General features: G+C 72.9%; 11 protein-coding genes. 8 read left to right on the top strand and 3 right to left on the bottom strand.

The annotated features are described in order from the left end of the window. Positions 1-128: 128 nt before the first annotated feature. Positions 129-1,742, bottom strand: a complete 1,614-nt coding sequence (locus AB0M11_RS14680; RefSeq protein ID WP_365705139.1) for an acyl-CoA synthetase — start codon at positions 1,740-1,742, stop codon at positions 129-131. Positions 1,743-1,949: 207 nt separating this feature from the next. Here AB0M11_RS14680 and AB0M11_RS14675 point away from each other — a divergent pair, with 207 nt between their 5' ends. From AB0M11_RS14675 to AB0M11_RS14640, 8 genes are all read left to right on the top strand, one after another. Beyond that, complete coding sequence (locus tag AB0M11_RS14675) at positions 1,950-2,750, top strand: crotonase/enoyl-CoA hydratase family protein (protein ID WP_365705137.1); 801 nt, start codon at positions 1,950-1,952, stop codon at positions 2,748-2,750. Positions 2,751-2,864: 114 nt separating this feature from the next. Then, positions 2,865-3,806, top strand: a complete 942-nt coding sequence (locus AB0M11_RS14670; RefSeq protein WP_365705135.1) for an OB-fold domain-containing protein — start codon at positions 2,865-2,867, stop codon at positions 3,804-3,806. Then, positions 3,806-4,852: a thiolase domain-containing protein gene (locus AB0M11_RS14665; RefSeq protein WP_365705133.1), complete on the top strand. Its 1,047-nt coding sequence runs from the start codon at positions 3,806-3,808 to the stop codon at positions 4,850-4,852. The genes AB0M11_RS14670 and AB0M11_RS14665 overlap by 1 nt, the downstream gene beginning before the upstream one ends. Further along, positions 4,849-6,015: a thiolase domain-containing protein gene (locus tag AB0M11_RS14660; protein ID WP_365705131.1), complete on the top strand. Its 1,167-nt coding sequence runs from the start codon at positions 4,849-4,851 to the stop codon at positions 6,013-6,015. Before AB0M11_RS14665 ends, AB0M11_RS14660 begins: the two co-directional genes overlap by 4 nt. A gap of 83 nt (positions 6,016-6,098) precedes the next feature. Next, a complete protein-coding gene (locus AB0M11_RS14655) occupies positions 6,099-6,341 on the top strand; it encodes a DUF397 domain-containing protein (protein ID WP_093507816.1) in 243 nt (80 codons plus the stop codon). Between the two features lie 186 nt (positions 6,342-6,527). Then, positions 6,528-7,430: a universal stress protein gene (locus tag AB0M11_RS14650; RefSeq protein WP_365705128.1), complete on the top strand. Its 903-nt coding sequence runs from the start codon at positions 6,528-6,530 to the stop codon at positions 7,428-7,430. Between the two features lie 129 nt (positions 7,431-7,559). Continuing rightward, a complete protein-coding gene (locus AB0M11_RS14645) occupies positions 7,560-10,223 on the top strand; it encodes an AAA family ATPase (protein WP_365705126.1) in 2,664 nt (887 codons plus the stop codon). A 391-nt stretch (positions 10,224-10,614) separates the two neighbouring features. Continuing rightward, positions 10,615-11,112: a hypothetical protein gene (locus AB0M11_RS14640; RefSeq protein WP_365705124.1), complete on the top strand. Its 498-nt coding sequence runs from the start codon at positions 10,615-10,617 to the stop codon at positions 11,110-11,112. A gap of 19 nt (positions 11,113-11,131) precedes the next feature. Here AB0M11_RS14640 and AB0M11_RS14635 read toward each other — a convergent pair whose 3' ends face one another. Beyond that, positions 11,132-13,144 carry an N-acetylmuramoyl-L-alanine amidase gene (locus AB0M11_RS14635; protein WP_365705122.1) on the bottom strand — a complete coding sequence of 671 codons (2,013 nt, stop codon included), beginning with the start codon at positions 13,142-13,144 and terminating at the stop codon, positions 11,132-11,134. A gap of 265 nt (positions 13,145-13,409) precedes the next feature. Further along, the gene (locus AB0M11_RS14630) at positions 13,410-14,549 is read right to left on the bottom strand and encodes an aminoglycoside phosphotransferase family protein (protein WP_365705120.1); all 1,140 of its coding nucleotides are present in this window, start codon (positions 14,547-14,549) and stop codon (positions 13,410-13,412) included. Positions 14,550-14,675: the final 126 nt, after the last annotated feature.

The raw sequence follows: 14,675 nt of genomic DNA, 5'->3' as shown, positions 1-14,675 counted from the left end.
GCGGACCGGACCCGCAGGTCACGACCGCCAACCTCGCGTACGGCTCCGTGTAACCCCACGTTCAACCGCCCGGGTCAACCGCGCGCAAAGAGTACGCCCGGCCCGCGCACCCGCCCGCACGGGGGTCGTCAGCGGTCCGCCGCGGCCGCCACCTCCCGCGCCCACCGGTAGTCCGCCTTTCCGCTCGGCGAGCGCTGTATCGCCTCCGCGATCACCAGCTGGCGCGGGATCTTGTACCCGGCGAGACGGCTGCGGCAGTACGACTGGACGTCCTCCAGGGAGAGTCGCGGCGCCCCCTCGCGCAGCTGCACCACGGCTGCCACATGGCTGCCCCACTTCGCGTCCGGCACCCCGGCCACCAACGCGTCGTAGACGTCCGGATGCGACTTGAGGGCCTGTTCGACCTCCTCCGGGTAGACCTTCTCGCCCCCCGTGTTGATGCACTGCGAACCCCGGCCGAGGACGGTGACGACGCCCTCCTCGTCGACCGTTCCCATGTCACCGAGCAGCACCCAGCGCCGGCCGTCCTTCTGGAAGAACGTCTCGGCGGTTTTCCGCGGGTCGTTGTAGTAGCCGAGCGGCACGTGGCCGCTCTGCGCGACCCGTCCGATCTGGCCCACCGCGACCGGCTCGTGGGTGGCCGGATCGACCACCTGGGTATGGGAGTTCACGCGGACCCGGAACTCGCTGCCCGCCCCGGAGTCGTTCGTCGCCGTGCCGTTGAAGCCGGACTCGGAGGATCCGAAGTTGTTCAGCAGCATGGTGTTCGGGACGAGTTCGGTGAACTGGCGGCGCACGGTCTCGGAGAGGACCGCACCCGACGAGGAGACGCTGAACATCGAGGAGCAGTCCGTCCCCTTCATGGGCCCGCGCAGGGCGTCGATCAGCGGGCGCAGCATCGCGTCGCCGACCAGCGACATGCTGGTGACCTTCTCCTTCTCGACGGTCCGCAGCACCTCCTCGGGCACGAACTTGCGGTGGATCACCACCCGCTGCCCGAAGTTGAAGCCGATGAACGAGGTGAGCGTGGAGGTGCCGTGCATCAGCGGGGGAGTGGGGAAGAAGGTGATCCCGCTGCCGCCCGCCGCGACCCGCTCGGCCAGCTCCTCCGGCCGCTTCACCGGCTCACCGGTCGGCGCTCCGCCGCCCAGCCCGGCGAAGAACAGGTCCTCCTGACGCCACATCACGCCCTTGGGCATGCCGGTCGTCCCGCCGGTGTAGATGATGAACTGGTCGTCCGCCGAGCGCGCGGGGAAACCCCGCTCCGGCGACCCGGCCGCCTCGGCCTCCGGGAAGGCGAGGGCCTTGAGGTCCGCGTCCACCGGCTCGCCCACCCGCACCAGGTGCCGCAGCTTCGGCGCCCGGGGCAGCGCCGCGGCCACCCGGTCGTCGAACTCCGCGTCGAAGACCAGCGCGACGAGATCCGCGTCCCGGTAGAGGTACACCAACTCCTCTTCGACGTACCGGTAGTTCACGTTGACCGGCACGACCCGTGCCTTCAGGCAGCCGAGCACGGTCTGGAGGTACTCCACCCCGTTGTAGAGGTGCAGGCCGAGATGCTCGCCGGGCTTGATCCCGCTGTCGATCAGGTGATGGCCGATGCGGTTGGCGGCGGCGTCCAGCTCCGCGTAGTTCAGCCTGCGTTCCGCACCCGTGCCGGGGTGGTCGATGTAGACGAGAGCCTCGCGGTCCGCGGCCACGTCGACGACCGACTCGAACAGATCGGCAAGGTTGTACTCCACCGCTCCTCCTGACCCCGGCGACCGTGACGAAGAAAGGCGCACCTGTCCGTTCGCCGGTCATCAGAGCAAAGGGCGCGGCAAGTGTGAAGGGTTCGCGCGAAGAAATCTGACTGTCTGTCAGAAAACCCTTGAAGTGGCTCCCCGGCTACTGCAACCTGTTCTCGTTCTGGTGGAGGGAGGACGATCCCTCCGGAGGGGAGACGGTCCATGGGCGGGACGGAACACCTCACGGTGCGGCGCGAGGGCGGCACCCTCGTGCTCACGCTCAACAGGCCCGAGGCGAGGAACGCGCTCTCGATCTCCATGCTCGTCGGCCTGTACGACGGCTGGATCGAGGCCGACGAGGACGACGACGTCCGCTCGATCGTGCTCACCGGGGCCGGGGGTTCCTTCTGCGCCGGGATGGACCTCAAGGCACTGGCCGGGCAGGGCATGGCGGGGGAGCACCTGCGCGACCGGCTGAAGGCCGACCCGGACCTGCACTGGAAGGCGATGCTCCGCCATCATCGCCCGCGCAAACCGGTGATCGCCGCCGTCGAGGGATACTGCGTCGCCGGGGGCACCGAGATGCTCCAGGGGACCGACATCCGGGTGGCGGGCGAGTCGGCGACGTTCGGTCTCTTCGAGGTCCGGCGGGGGCTGTTCCCCATCGGTGGTTCCACGGTGCGGCTGCAGCGGCAGATCCCGCGGACGCACGCCCTGGAGATGCTGCTGACCGGACGGCCGTACAGCGCCCGCGAGGCGGCCGGCATCGGGCTCGTCGGCCATGTCGTCCCGGACGGCACCGCGCTGGACAAGGCGCTGGAGATAGCCGAACAGATCAACGCGTGCGGACCGTTGGCGGTCGAGGCGGTCAAGGCGTCGGTGTACGAGACCGCGGAGATGACGGAGACCGACGGGCTGGCCGCCGAGCTGGAGCGCGGATGGCCGATCTTCGACACGGCGGATGCGAAGGAAGGGGCGCGCGCGTTCGCGGAGAAACGGGCCCCTGACTACAAGCGTGCTTAGCGCTGCGCCGGCCGGGGCCGGTCCGCAAGCCGCGGGCCGGTGCGGGCTTGTCGCGCAGTTCCCAGCGCCCCTGACCGGCGCGCTCACCGACCTTCTCAAGGAGGCAAGGCCCCGATGCCTGAAGTCCTCAAAGCCCCCCTCGTCGTCGAGTTCCCCTTCACCCGGTCCCTCGGCCCCGTCCAGAGCGCCTTTCTCACCGGCCTGCGGGAACGCGTCGTCCTCGGGGTGAAGACCGGCGACGGTCGCGTCCTCGTGCCGCCCGTCGAGTACGACCCCGTGACCGCCGAGGAGATCCGCGACCTCGTCGAGGTCTCCCCCACCGGCACCGTCACCACCTGGGCCTGGAACCACGAACCCCGCCGCGGCCAGCCCCTCGGCACCCCCTTCGCCTGGGTCCTGGTCCGGCTCGACGGCGCCGACACCGCCCTGCTGCACGCCCTCGACGCACCGGGGCCGGAGGCCGTGCACACCGGCATGCGGGTCCGCGTCCGCTGGGCCGAGGAGCGCTCCGGCGCCATCACCGACATCGCCTGCTTCGAGCCGTACGACGGCGGGGGGGCCGAACCCGGCGGCCACAGCGGCGAGTTCGAGGACCCCGTCCACGGCATCGTCGCCCACGCCCGCCTCGACTACACCTACTCGCCCGGCCGCGCCCAGTCCGCCTACATCAACGCGCTGTCGTCCCGGCGGACCTTCGGTGAGCGCTGCCCCTCCTGCCGGAAGGTGTACGTCCCGCCGAGGGGTGCGTGCCCCACCTGTGGGGTGGCCACATCGGAACAGGTCGAGGTAGGTCCCGGCGGCACGGTCACCACCTTCTGCATCGTCAACATCAAGGCGAAGAACCTCGACATCGAGGTGCCGTACGTCTACGCCCACATCGCTCTCGACGGCGCCGGCCTCGCCCTGCACGGCCGGATCGGCGGGATCCCCTACGACCAGGTGCGGATGGGCCTCAGGGTCGTGCCGGTGTGGACCGAGGGAGCCCGCTACCCCGACCACTACCGGCCGACCGGCGAACCCGACGCGGACTACGAGACGTACAAGGAGCTGCTGTGATGCGTGACATAGCACTGGTCGCCTTCGCGCAGACCGACCACCGCCGCAGCAGCGACGAGCTCTCCGAGGTCGAGATGCTCATGCCGGTGCTGCACGACGTGCTCGGGCAGACCGGCCTGAAGACCGCCGACATCGGCTTCACCTGCTCCGGCTCCAGCGACTACCTGGCCGGGCGCGCCTTCTCCTTCACCCTCGCCCTCGACGGCGTCGGCGCCTGGCCGCCCATCTCCGAGTCGCACGTCGAGATGGACGGCGCCTGGGCCCTGTACGAGGCCTGGACCAAACTGCTCACCGGGGACGCGGACACCGCACTCGTCTACTCGTACGGCAAGTCCTCGCCCGGCTCCGTGCGCGACGTGCTGACCCGCCAGCTCGACCCCTACTACGTGGCCCCCCTCTGGCCGGACTCCGTCGCCCTCGCCGCCCTCCAGGCCCAGGCCCTCGTCGACGCGGGGGAGACCGACGAACCCGCGCTGGCCGCCGTCGGCGCCCGGAGCAGGGCGGACGCGGACACCAACTCCCACGCCCAGCTCAGGGGTTCGGTCCCGCAGGGGGAGTACGTCGTACGGCCCCTGCGCATTGGCGACTGCCCGCCGATCGGCGACGGCGCCGCCGCCGTGATCCTCGCGGCCGGGGAGCGGGCCCGGGAGCTGTGTGCCCGGCCCGCCTGGATCCGGGGCATCGACCACCGCATCGAGGCACACGGCCTGGGGGTGCGCGACCTGACCGACTCGCCCTCCGCCCGGCTCGCCGCCGAGCGCGCCGGTGCCTTCGAACGCCCCGTGGACACCGCCGAACTGCACGCGCCGTTCAGCTCGCAGGAGGTCGTGCTCCGCAAGGCGCTGCGGCTCGGCGACGACGTACGCGTGAACCCGTCCGGCGGGGCCCTCGCGGCCAACCCGATGATGGCCGCCGGGCTGATCCGCATCGGCGAGGCCGCCGCCCGCATCCACCGCGGCGAGTCCGACCGCGCCCTCGCCCACGCCACCTCCGGGCCCTGCCTGCAACAGAACCTGGTCGCCGTACTCGAAGGGGATCCGCGATGAGCAAGGAGCCCGTGGCCGTCGTAGGCATCGGCCAGACCAAGCACGTGGCGGCCCGGCGGGACGTGTCGATCGCCGGGCTCGTGCGCGAGGCCGCGCGTCGCGCGCTCGACGACGCCGAGCTGGGCTGGGCCGACATCGACGCCGTCGTCATCGGCAAGGCGCCCGACTTCTTCGAGGGCGTGATGATGCCCGAGCTGTACCTGGCGGACGCGCTGGGGGCGGTCGGCAAACCCATGTTGCGAGTCCACACGGCGGGCTCGGTCGGCGGCTCCACCGCGCTCGTCGCCGCCAACCTCGTCGCCGCCCGGGTCCACGCCACCGTGCTGACCCTGGCCTTCGAGAAACAGTCCGAGTCCAACGCCATGTGGGGGCTGTCCCTGCCCATCCCCTTCCAGCAACCGCTGCTGGCGGGCGCGGGCGGCTTCTTCGCGCCCCATGTGCGCGCCTACATGCGACGCAGCGGCGCCCCGGACACCGTCGGCTCGCTGGTCGCCTACAAGGACCGCCGCAACGCGCTCAAGAACCCCTACGCCCACCTCCACGAGCACGACATCACCCTGGAGAAGGTCCAGGCGTCCCCCATGTTGTGGGACCCCATCCGCTACTCGGAGACCTGCCCCTCCTCCGACGGCGCCTGCGCCATGGTCCTCACCGACCGCGCCGGAGCCGCCCGCTCGGCCAGGCCGCCGGCCTGGATGCTGGGCGGCGCCATGCGCAGCGAGCCCACCCTGTTCGCCGGCAAGGACGCGGTGTCGCCGCAGGCCGGGAAGGACTGCGCCGCCGACGTCTACCGGCAGGCGGGGATCGCCGACCCGCGCCGGGACATCGACGCCGTCGAGATGTACGTGCCGTTCTCCTGGTACGAGCCCATGTGGCTGGAGAACCTCGGCTTCGCCGAGGAGGGCGAGGGCTGGAAACTCACCGAGTCGGGCGTCACCGAACTCGACGGCGACCTCCCCGTCAACATGTCGGGCGGCGTCCTGTCCACCAATCCGATCGGCGCCTCCGGGATGATCCGGTTCGCCGAGGCCGCCCTCCAGGTGCGCGGCCAGGCCGGAGAACACCAGGTGGACGGCGCCCGGAAGGTGCTCGGCCACGCCTACGGCGGCGGCTCCCAGTTCTTCTCCATGTGGCTGGTCGGCGCCTCGGCCCCCGACAACTGAAAGGACCCGTCCACGTGGCCTGTTGAGGGCCGGAACCGAAAGCTAGGCTGGCCGCGGACGACGAATTCGGGAGGAGCACGGACGTGGCCGAGAGCACCATCCAGCAGCAGCGGGCAGTGGGCTGGGACAAGCCGGAGCTGGACCTCAGCGGGGCCGACTGGCAGTCCAGCAGCCGAGGCCTGGGGGATGTCCAGATCGCCTTTGTCGAGGGATTCATCGCGATGCGCAACAGCGGCCGCCCGGAGAGCCCTTCCCTGATCTTCACCCCCGCCGAATGGGGTGCCTTCGTGTCGGGGGCCCGCGAGGGCGAGTTCGACCTGACCTGAGCAGCTCGCCCCGGTCCCGCCCGCTGCGGGCACCTCGCCCCGGTCCCGCCCGCTGCGGCAGAGAGGTGACCCCGGGGGTGTTGCGTGAGGATTTCCGGACACGTGACCGGCAGCGCCCTCCCGGGGCCGCCGCCTTCGGCAGGCTGGCCCCGGAAAGGGAAGGTCGCATTCCGGAGGTGAGGAACGATGAGCACTGCGCCGGTCATCGCCGCGGCGGACGGTTCCGAAGACAGCCTGCGCGCCCTGGACTGGGCCGTGGCGGCGGCCCGGCAACGGGACGCGCCGCTGCGGGTGGTGCACGTGCGCCAGTACGCCGCCTGGGGGCAGCCCGACATCCTGGTCGCCGGGGAACCCGACGAAGGGGGTGACCCCGTGCTCGACGAGATCCGCGACCGGCTGTCCGCCGGTGCCGCCGGGCCGACCGTCGAGTACGTCGCGCTGGAGGGCGCCCCGAGCGCGCTGCTGCCCGAACTGGGCGCCGACGCCCAGCTGCTGGTGCTGGGCTCCCGCGGCCGCGGCGGCTTCGCCGGCCTGCTGCTGGGTTCCAACGGCATGGCCGCCGCCCGGGACGCCGCGTGCCCGGTGGTCGTCGTACCCCGGCCGGGGAGAGAGGTGCAGGAGGAGCTGCCCACCGGACCCGGCCCCCGGGTCGTGGTCGGCCTGGACGTCGACAGCCCCGACGACGCCACCCTCGCCTTCGCCTTCGCGGAGGCCGCCCGGCTCGGCGCCCGGCTGCAGGTGATCGCCGCCTACCCGTGGCCGGTGCACAGCTGGGCCGCTGCCGGGGCATTCGTCCCGCCCGCCGTCGACCGGCACGAGATCGAGCAGGAGACCCGCACCCTCGCCGAGGGCTTCCTGGCCCGGCACCTCAAGGATCACCCGAACGTGGGAACCGAGGTCCTCGCGCCGCCCGGCGACGCGGCCGGCCTGCTGGTATCCGCCTCCAAGGACGCCGCCCTGGTCGTCGTCGGCCGCCACCGCCGCCGCCTGCTCGCGCCCGCCCGGATGCTGGGCTCCGTCACGCACGCCGTGCTGCTGCACGCCGCCGCCCCCGTCGCGGTGGTCCCGCCCGCGCCACCGCGGGAGTGATGTCAAGCCCTTCGGTCAGTTACCGTCAGTAGGGAGCGGATCACCGCCGTGCAGCGTACGCTGAGCTGCCTGCAAGCCACGGTGCCGCCCGCCCCCCGCGCTCGCGTACCACCGTGGCAGGGGGTGGTCATGGGACAGCGGGTCCTGCGCAACCGGCGCACGCTCTACGAGCGTGACAGCGAACTCGCCGCCGTCGACGAGGCGTTGGCCGAACTCACCGGCCTGGGCGCGGACGGCGCGGCACCGGGCGAGAGGTCGCTCGGCGCACTGCTCGCCTTCGCCGGGCGAGCCGGCATCGGCAAGACGACCCTGCTCGCCGAGGTCCGCCGCCGGGCCGCCGCCCAGGGGTGCACCGTGCTCTCCGCCCGCGGCGGCGACCAGGAACAGCGCGTCGCCTTCCACGTCGCCCGGCAGCTCCTGCAGCCCCGGCTCGCCGGTGCCCCGGAAGCCGAACTCCGTGCCTCGCTGGGCAGTTGGTACGACATCGTCGGCCCTGCCCTCGGCCTGTGCGCCCCGACCGAGGGCGCCCCGCCGGACCAGCAGGGCCTGCGCGACGGCCTGGACTGGGTGCTCACCCACCTCGCCGTGCGCCAGGCCCCGATGGTCCTCGTCCTCGACGACGCCCACTGGGCCGACCCCGAATCCCTCGGCTGGCTCGCCGCGTTCGCACCCCGCGCCGAGCAACTCCCGCTGCTCGTCGTCGTCGCCTACCGGCCCGACGAACTCCCCGAGCACGCCGACGCGTTCCGCAACCTGCCCGGACGGGCCGGCGGTCGCCCGCACGGCCTCGAACCGCTCAGCCCCGACGCCGTCGCCGTCCTGGTCCGCGAGACCCTGGGCGACCACGCCGACGACGCCTTCTGTCACGAGTGCTGGGCCGTCACCGCCGGCAACCCCTTCGAGGCCGTCGAGCTGACCGCCAAGGTCCACGACCGGGGCCTCGAACCCACCGAGGCCGGCGCGCCCCTGCTGCGCGACCTCGCCGCCGCCGTCAAGGGCAGCGGCCTGATCGCCCGCATCGAACGCCTGGGCCCCTCCGCCGTCCGGTTCGCCTGGGCCTGCGCCGTGCTGGGCACCGAGATCCACCCGGCGCTCGCCGCCGCGGTCGCCGGTCTCGGCCACGAGGAGGCCGCCGACGCCGCGGACGCCCTGCGCGGCGCCCGTGTCCTCACCGGCGCCGAGACCCTGGAGTTCGTCCACCCGCTGATCGCCACCGCCGTCTACCGGGCCATCCCGCCCGCCACCCGGGTCGCCCTGCACGGCCAGGCCGCCTGGTGCGTCACCGATGACGGCCAGGGCGCCACCGCGGCCGCCCGCCACCTCCTGGAGACCCACCCCGAGGGCGACACCTGGGTCGTCCGGCAACTGCGCGCCGCCGCCGGGGAGACCCTGCGGGCCGGCGCCCCCGACACGGCCCGCGGCTACCTCGCCCGCGCCCTGCGCGAACCCCCGCCCGCCAAGGAGCGCGCCGCCGTCCTCTACGAACTGGGCAGCGCCTCCCTGCTCACCGAGCCCGCCACCACCGTCAACCACCTGCGCGCGGCCCTCCAGGAACCCATCGCCGAGCCCGCCCTGCGCCAGCACATCGTCTACCGCCTCTCCCAGGTCCTCGCCCACAGCGACCGCCTCGCCGAGGCCTCCGAGACCCTCGCCCGCGAGATCCGCGTGACCGGCGACGCCAGGGTACGGCTGCGGATGCTCTCCGAACAGTTCATGTGGGACGCCTTCCGCGCCGACGAACCCGACCACCCCTCCCGGTCCCGCCGGCTGGCCCGGCTCGCCGACCGCCTGCAGGGCCGCGACCTCACCGAGCGGTACATCATCGGACTGCGCACCTGGGACGCGATCCAGCGCGGCGAACCCGCCGAGGTCGCCCTCCACCACGCCGAGCGCGCCCTGGCCGGCGGACTCGGCTGGGCCGAGGCCGACCGCGGCTTCGAGGTCCCCGTCCTGGTCGCCCTCGCCTTCCTGTACGCCGACCGGCCCGACCGCACGGAGGAACTCTTCGCCGCCGGGATCGCCGACTACGAACGCCAGGGCTGGCGCGGCGGCCACCTCTCCTTCGCCTACACCCTCCTCGGATACGTCCGCTACCGGCGCGGCCGGCTCGTCGAGGCCGAGGACCTGGCCCGCTCCGGCCTGCGGCTCGCCGAACGCGTCGGCCCCGGCACCCCCGCCCACTGGTACGCCCTCGGCACCCTGATCCAGACCCTGCTGGCCCGCGGCCGTACCGACGAGGCCACCCGCCTCGCCGACGACCACGCCTTCCGGGAGCCCTTCCCGGCAGCCGTGGTCTTCCCCGACGCCCAGACGGTTTACGGCGAACTGCTCCTCGCCCGCGGCCTGACCAAGGACGCGGCGGCCCAGCTGTCCGCGGCCGGCCGGCGCCTGGAACCGCGCGGCATCCGCAACCCCTCCTGGTGCCCCTGGCAGCTCCACCTGGCCCGTGCCGAAGCCCAGGACGCCCCCGACCGCGCCCTCGCCACGGCTCTGGACGCGCTCACCCGTGCCCGCCGCTTCGGCGCCCCGTCCGCGATCGGCCAGGCCCTGCGCACGGCGGCGGAGGTCTCGTCCGGCGAGGCCCGCCTGGCCTACCTGCGCGAGTCGGTCTCCCACCTGGACCGCTCCCCGGCGAGCTACGAGCTGGCCTGCGCACTGGTCGCCCTGGGCACGGAACTCAAAGACCCCGCCCACCTGCGCCGAGGCCTCGAAACCGCCCACCGGTGCGGGGCCGACGGCCTGGCATCCGCGGCGCGCGCCGAGCTGGCCGCCACAGAGGGGGCAACGCTGTAGCGGCTTTGCGGACAGCCCCTGGACTCGGGCAGAGGCCGGCTTGTGGCGGGCGCCGACGACACCTGCCGGGGGCGCGGGGAACTGCGCGACCAGCCACGACGGCGCCGCACCCGGCGAAGGACCGCCACCCGCCACGGCGAAGACCCCGCCCGGCCCGGCACCGCCGAACACCACCGTCGTGGCTGATCACCGCTGCGGCGGACACAGGGTGACGACAGCCCAGGAGTTCCCAAGAGTGCCCGCGGATCGATGGCGCCGGCGGGTCAGGAGTGGCGCTGCGGCGACGGGGGAGCCGGCGCGGCGGTGCAGCGAGGGCGCCGGAGTCGCGTCGGCCGACCCGCACCCCGCAGAGGGCCGCATCTCGCTGCTCGGGCCCCGTACCATGGACCGCATGTCGTTCCTCCGTCGCCGCAGCGCCACTCCCGCCGGTCCCGACTTCGACGTACTGGCCATGGACCCGGGCGACTGGCCCGGCAACCTCGGTGCCGGGCTGCTGCCCGCCCCCGACGGCACCTGCCAGGGCGTCTTCCTGCGCTACGACCTCTTCGGCGGCCGCGGCCCCGCGATGATCATCGGCAACCTCCCCGAGGGCTCCCCGGCCCGCGAGGTGGCGGAGGGCGAGGTCCCCTTCGAGGTCGGCCAGCTCCTCCTCGCCCTGGAGAACGACGAGGACGTCAGCGTCGTCGGCACCGAGGACATGCCGGTCCTGCAGGGGGACAACCTGCTGATCGTGCGCCGGCTGAAGCTGTCCGAGAGCCGGATCTCCTGCGTCCAGTTCGACCGCAGCGACGGTGTCCTGGTGACGATCGCCGCCTGGGACCGGCCGATCACCGACGACCTGTACGCCCTGCTGAAGCCGCTCCCGGCGGAGCTTTTCCAGCAGGGCTGAGGCCGGTCGCCTCCCTCGGCTACTTCCCGTGGTGCCGTCCGCCCTTCGCGGCCGGCACCACGTCGACGTCGGCCGCACGGACGAACTCGACCCGGTGGCCGTACTGGATCTCGTAGTACAGGTCCTTGCCGACCACGACCTTGTGCGCGTCGGTGCTGAAGGTGACCGCGTAGTAGTACTCGCCCGGCACCTCGTCACCGGCCACGTACCGCTGGCCCGCCGGAATCGTGTACGGCAGCGGGGAGACCGGCTGGGCCGGCACCCCGGACGGGTACGCGGAGGCCTCCGGATAGGCGCGGCCGTACACCGGGACACCGGTCACCCCGGGCTTCGGTGTGATCACCAGCCCCCGCGTACCGACCGCCGCCGGCGCCGAAGCCGGGTTCCTGAACCAGGCCTTCTGGCCGAGGTACCAGATCGCCGTCCAGTCCCCCCAGGTGTCCGCCACCACGTACTGCTGACCGGTGGAGGCCCGGGAGGAGAGGTCGTTCACATCGGTCGTCGGTGTCGTGCCCAGGCCGATGTCCTTGATCAGGGCCGCGCTCTCGTCGTGGTCGGAGTACAGCCGTACCTCGCTGGAGCCGTGCGCGGCGCAGGGCTGGCCCTTGGTGACGCAGCCGGTGTACGCAGGCTGGTTCGTGGCGTAGTCCGGCAGGATCGTGACCACGTCGCCCGCCGCCACCCGGTGCTTCCTGGCCGCCCTGTGCTTGAAGGGGTGGTCCAGCAGTTCGAAGTAGTGCCGCCAGTCCCAGTAGGGGCCCGGGTCGGTGTGCATCCCGGGGATCGTGGACGTGGTCGGGCCGGGCACGGTGTCGTGGCCGAGGATGTGCTGCCGGTCCAGCGGGATGCCGTACCGCTCGGAGAGGTACGTCACCAGCCGGGCCGAGGCACGGTACATGGCCTCCGTGTACCAGGCGTCCGGCGAGGCGAGGAACCCCTCGTGCTCGATGCCGATCGACTTGGCGTTGATGTACCAGTTGCCGGCGTGCCAGGCCACGTCCTTCGCCTTGACGTGCTGGGCGATCAGTCCGTCGGTGGAGCGGATGGTGTAGTTCCAGGACACATAGGTCGGGTCCTGGACCAGGTTGATGGTGGTGTCCCAGGAGCCCTCCGTGTCGTGGACGACGATGTACTTGATGCTCTGGGAGGCCGGCCGGTCGCCGAGGTCGTGGTTGCCGTAGTCGTTGTCCCCGAACTGCGCGTACGGGGCGGGGATCCACTCGCATGACACCGTTGTCGGGCATTCCGTGTCGCCGTCGGTCACCTCGGTGCGCAGCCCGGTGAGCTTCAGTTGCGCGGTGTCGGCCCGCAGACCCGGCTGGGCGGCGAGGGCGACGATCTGCCCCGCGTCGGTGGTGCGCTGCTCGCCCGTGTGGAGGACGTCGAACACGTCGTTGGCGTAGGCCGCCGCCGTCGCCGTGTCGTCGGCGCCGGAGAACCGGGCGATCGCGCCGTACCAGCGCGCCGGGTCGGCGCTGAGCGGCTGGTGCAGGTCCCGCTGGGCGGCCACGAGCAGGGCGGCGCCGCCGGCCACGTTGGCCGCCGCGTCGGTGCGCAGGTCCTCGGCCGGGATCCCGGTCAGCGCGGCGGCCTTCGGCAGCGTCCTCAGGCGGGCCGGCAGCGCGGAGTTCCGCGGGACCCGCACGCTGGGGTGCAGGGCGGGACGGGCGCTGTCGCCGCGGGCGTCCTCGGTGCCGTCGGCGAAGTGCTCGGCGGCGGTCGCCAGCGCCGTGCGCGCGTCGGTGAGGTGCATCGGTCCGTAGCCGCCGGTCACGCTGGGCGCGCCGCCGTGCGTGTCCCAGCGGGACTGGAGGTAGGAGACGGCCAGCAGCACGCTCTGCGGGACGTGGTACTCGGTGGCGGCGGACGCGAACGCCCGCTGGAGCAGTCCCGATGACGACTCACCGGTGTCGGGGGGCGGGGCCGCGCCCAGCAGCGGCAGCAGCAGAGCCGCGGCGGCGATGCCGCCGGCCGTCCTGCGCGTACGTCTGCCGCTGTGCTGGGGTGCGGGCTCGGTGACGGATCCTCGCAATGCTGCCTCCTGGGGCGATGGGGCGCGACGGGGCGTGCGGGGCTGAGCGTGGCTCAGTGGTACCGGCTTGCCGACGATCCGTCAATCATGCCCAGAGACACCAGAATTCCCATGTCATACGAAGATCGTGGGAGTTTCGCGGTGGTGGCCCACCGGCCTGCGCGGCGTCAGTGGCGTACACCAGTGGGCGTCCGCCACACCCCCGGACATGCGAGGATCCGCGGTGTGTGCAGTCCCCTGAGCACACCGCGGATCCTCGTCCCCGTCAGCGAGTGCCGACCGCCGCGCGTACGGCTCGGCGGGCCAGCTGGCAGTCGTCGTGCAGCCGCCGGAGCAGCAGACGCTGTTCCTCGCCGGTCGGTGCGGCGCCCGGGTGCGCCGTACCCGGTGCCGTCGGGGTCGCGTCGTGCATCGAACGCTGCACGGCGGTCTCGTACGTCCGGATCTCCCGGGTGAGGACCAGCATCAGGTTCACCAGGAAGGCGTCCCGGGACGCGGGCCCCCCCGACTGGGCGATCTGGCTGATCTGACGGCGCGCCACCGGGGCGTCGCCGAGGACCGACCAGAGTGTGGCCAGGTCGTACCCCGGCAGATACCAGCCCGCGTGCTCCCAGTCCACCAGCACTGGACCGGCCGGGGACAGCAGGATGTTCGAGAGCAGGGCGTCACCGTGGCAGAACTGGCCCATTCCCTGGCGGCCCGCCGCGACCGCGATGCCGTGCAGCAGCTTCTGCAGGTCACCCATGTCCCGGTCGGTGAGCAGCCCCAGCTCGTGGTAGCGGGCGATACGGGCCGGGTAGTCCACCGGGGCGTCGAAGGTGCCCGCCGGGGGCCGCCACGCGTTCAGCCGGCAGATCGCGCCCAGCGCCGCCCGGATGTCCGCCCGGGGCGGAGCCTCCGCCGGGTGGCGCTGGACCGCCGCCACCCGGCCGGGCATCCGCTCGATCACCAGGGTGCAGTTGTCCGGATCCGCCGCGATCAGCCTCGGCACCCGGATCGGTGGCCGGTGCCGGACGAACGAGCGGTATGCGGCTATCTCGTGGCGGGCCCGCTCCGCCCAGGCGGGGGAGTGGTCCAGTAGACACTTCGCCACGGCGGTGCTGCGCCCCGTCGTCCCGACGAGGATCACCGACCGCCCGGAGCGGCGCAGCACCTGGACCGGAGCGAACTCCGGGCAGATCCGGTGCACCGACGCGATGGCGGTGCGCAGCTGCGCACCCTGCGGGCCGGAGAGGTCGAGTCTCCCGCTGAGGGGCTGGGTGCCGGGACCCGCGGCGCGCCGTTGCCGGCCCACCACCGGTACGGCGGCCCCTGGACGCGCCGGGTCGAGGTAGGGTCCGCTCCCCGCCGGACGGGGACGCAGCGACCGGGGCGGAGCGGACACGGAGGACGATGCTGCGTACATGGGCGATACAGATCCCTTCGTGTACCTGCGGTGCCTGCCTGAGAAGTCCTGTGAGGGTTTCTCGCGCCCAACCCGTCCCGGCCGCCCGGACACACCCTGGGGAGTGTGCCCGTCCAGTGGCGACCG

Source organism: Streptomyces sp. NPDC051987 (genome assembly GCF_040680735.1).
Taxonomy (GTDB): domain Bacteria; phylum Actinomycetota; class Actinomycetes; order Streptomycetales; family Streptomycetaceae; genus Streptomyces.
This window is presented reverse-complemented; position numbering and strand designations above follow the sequence as displayed.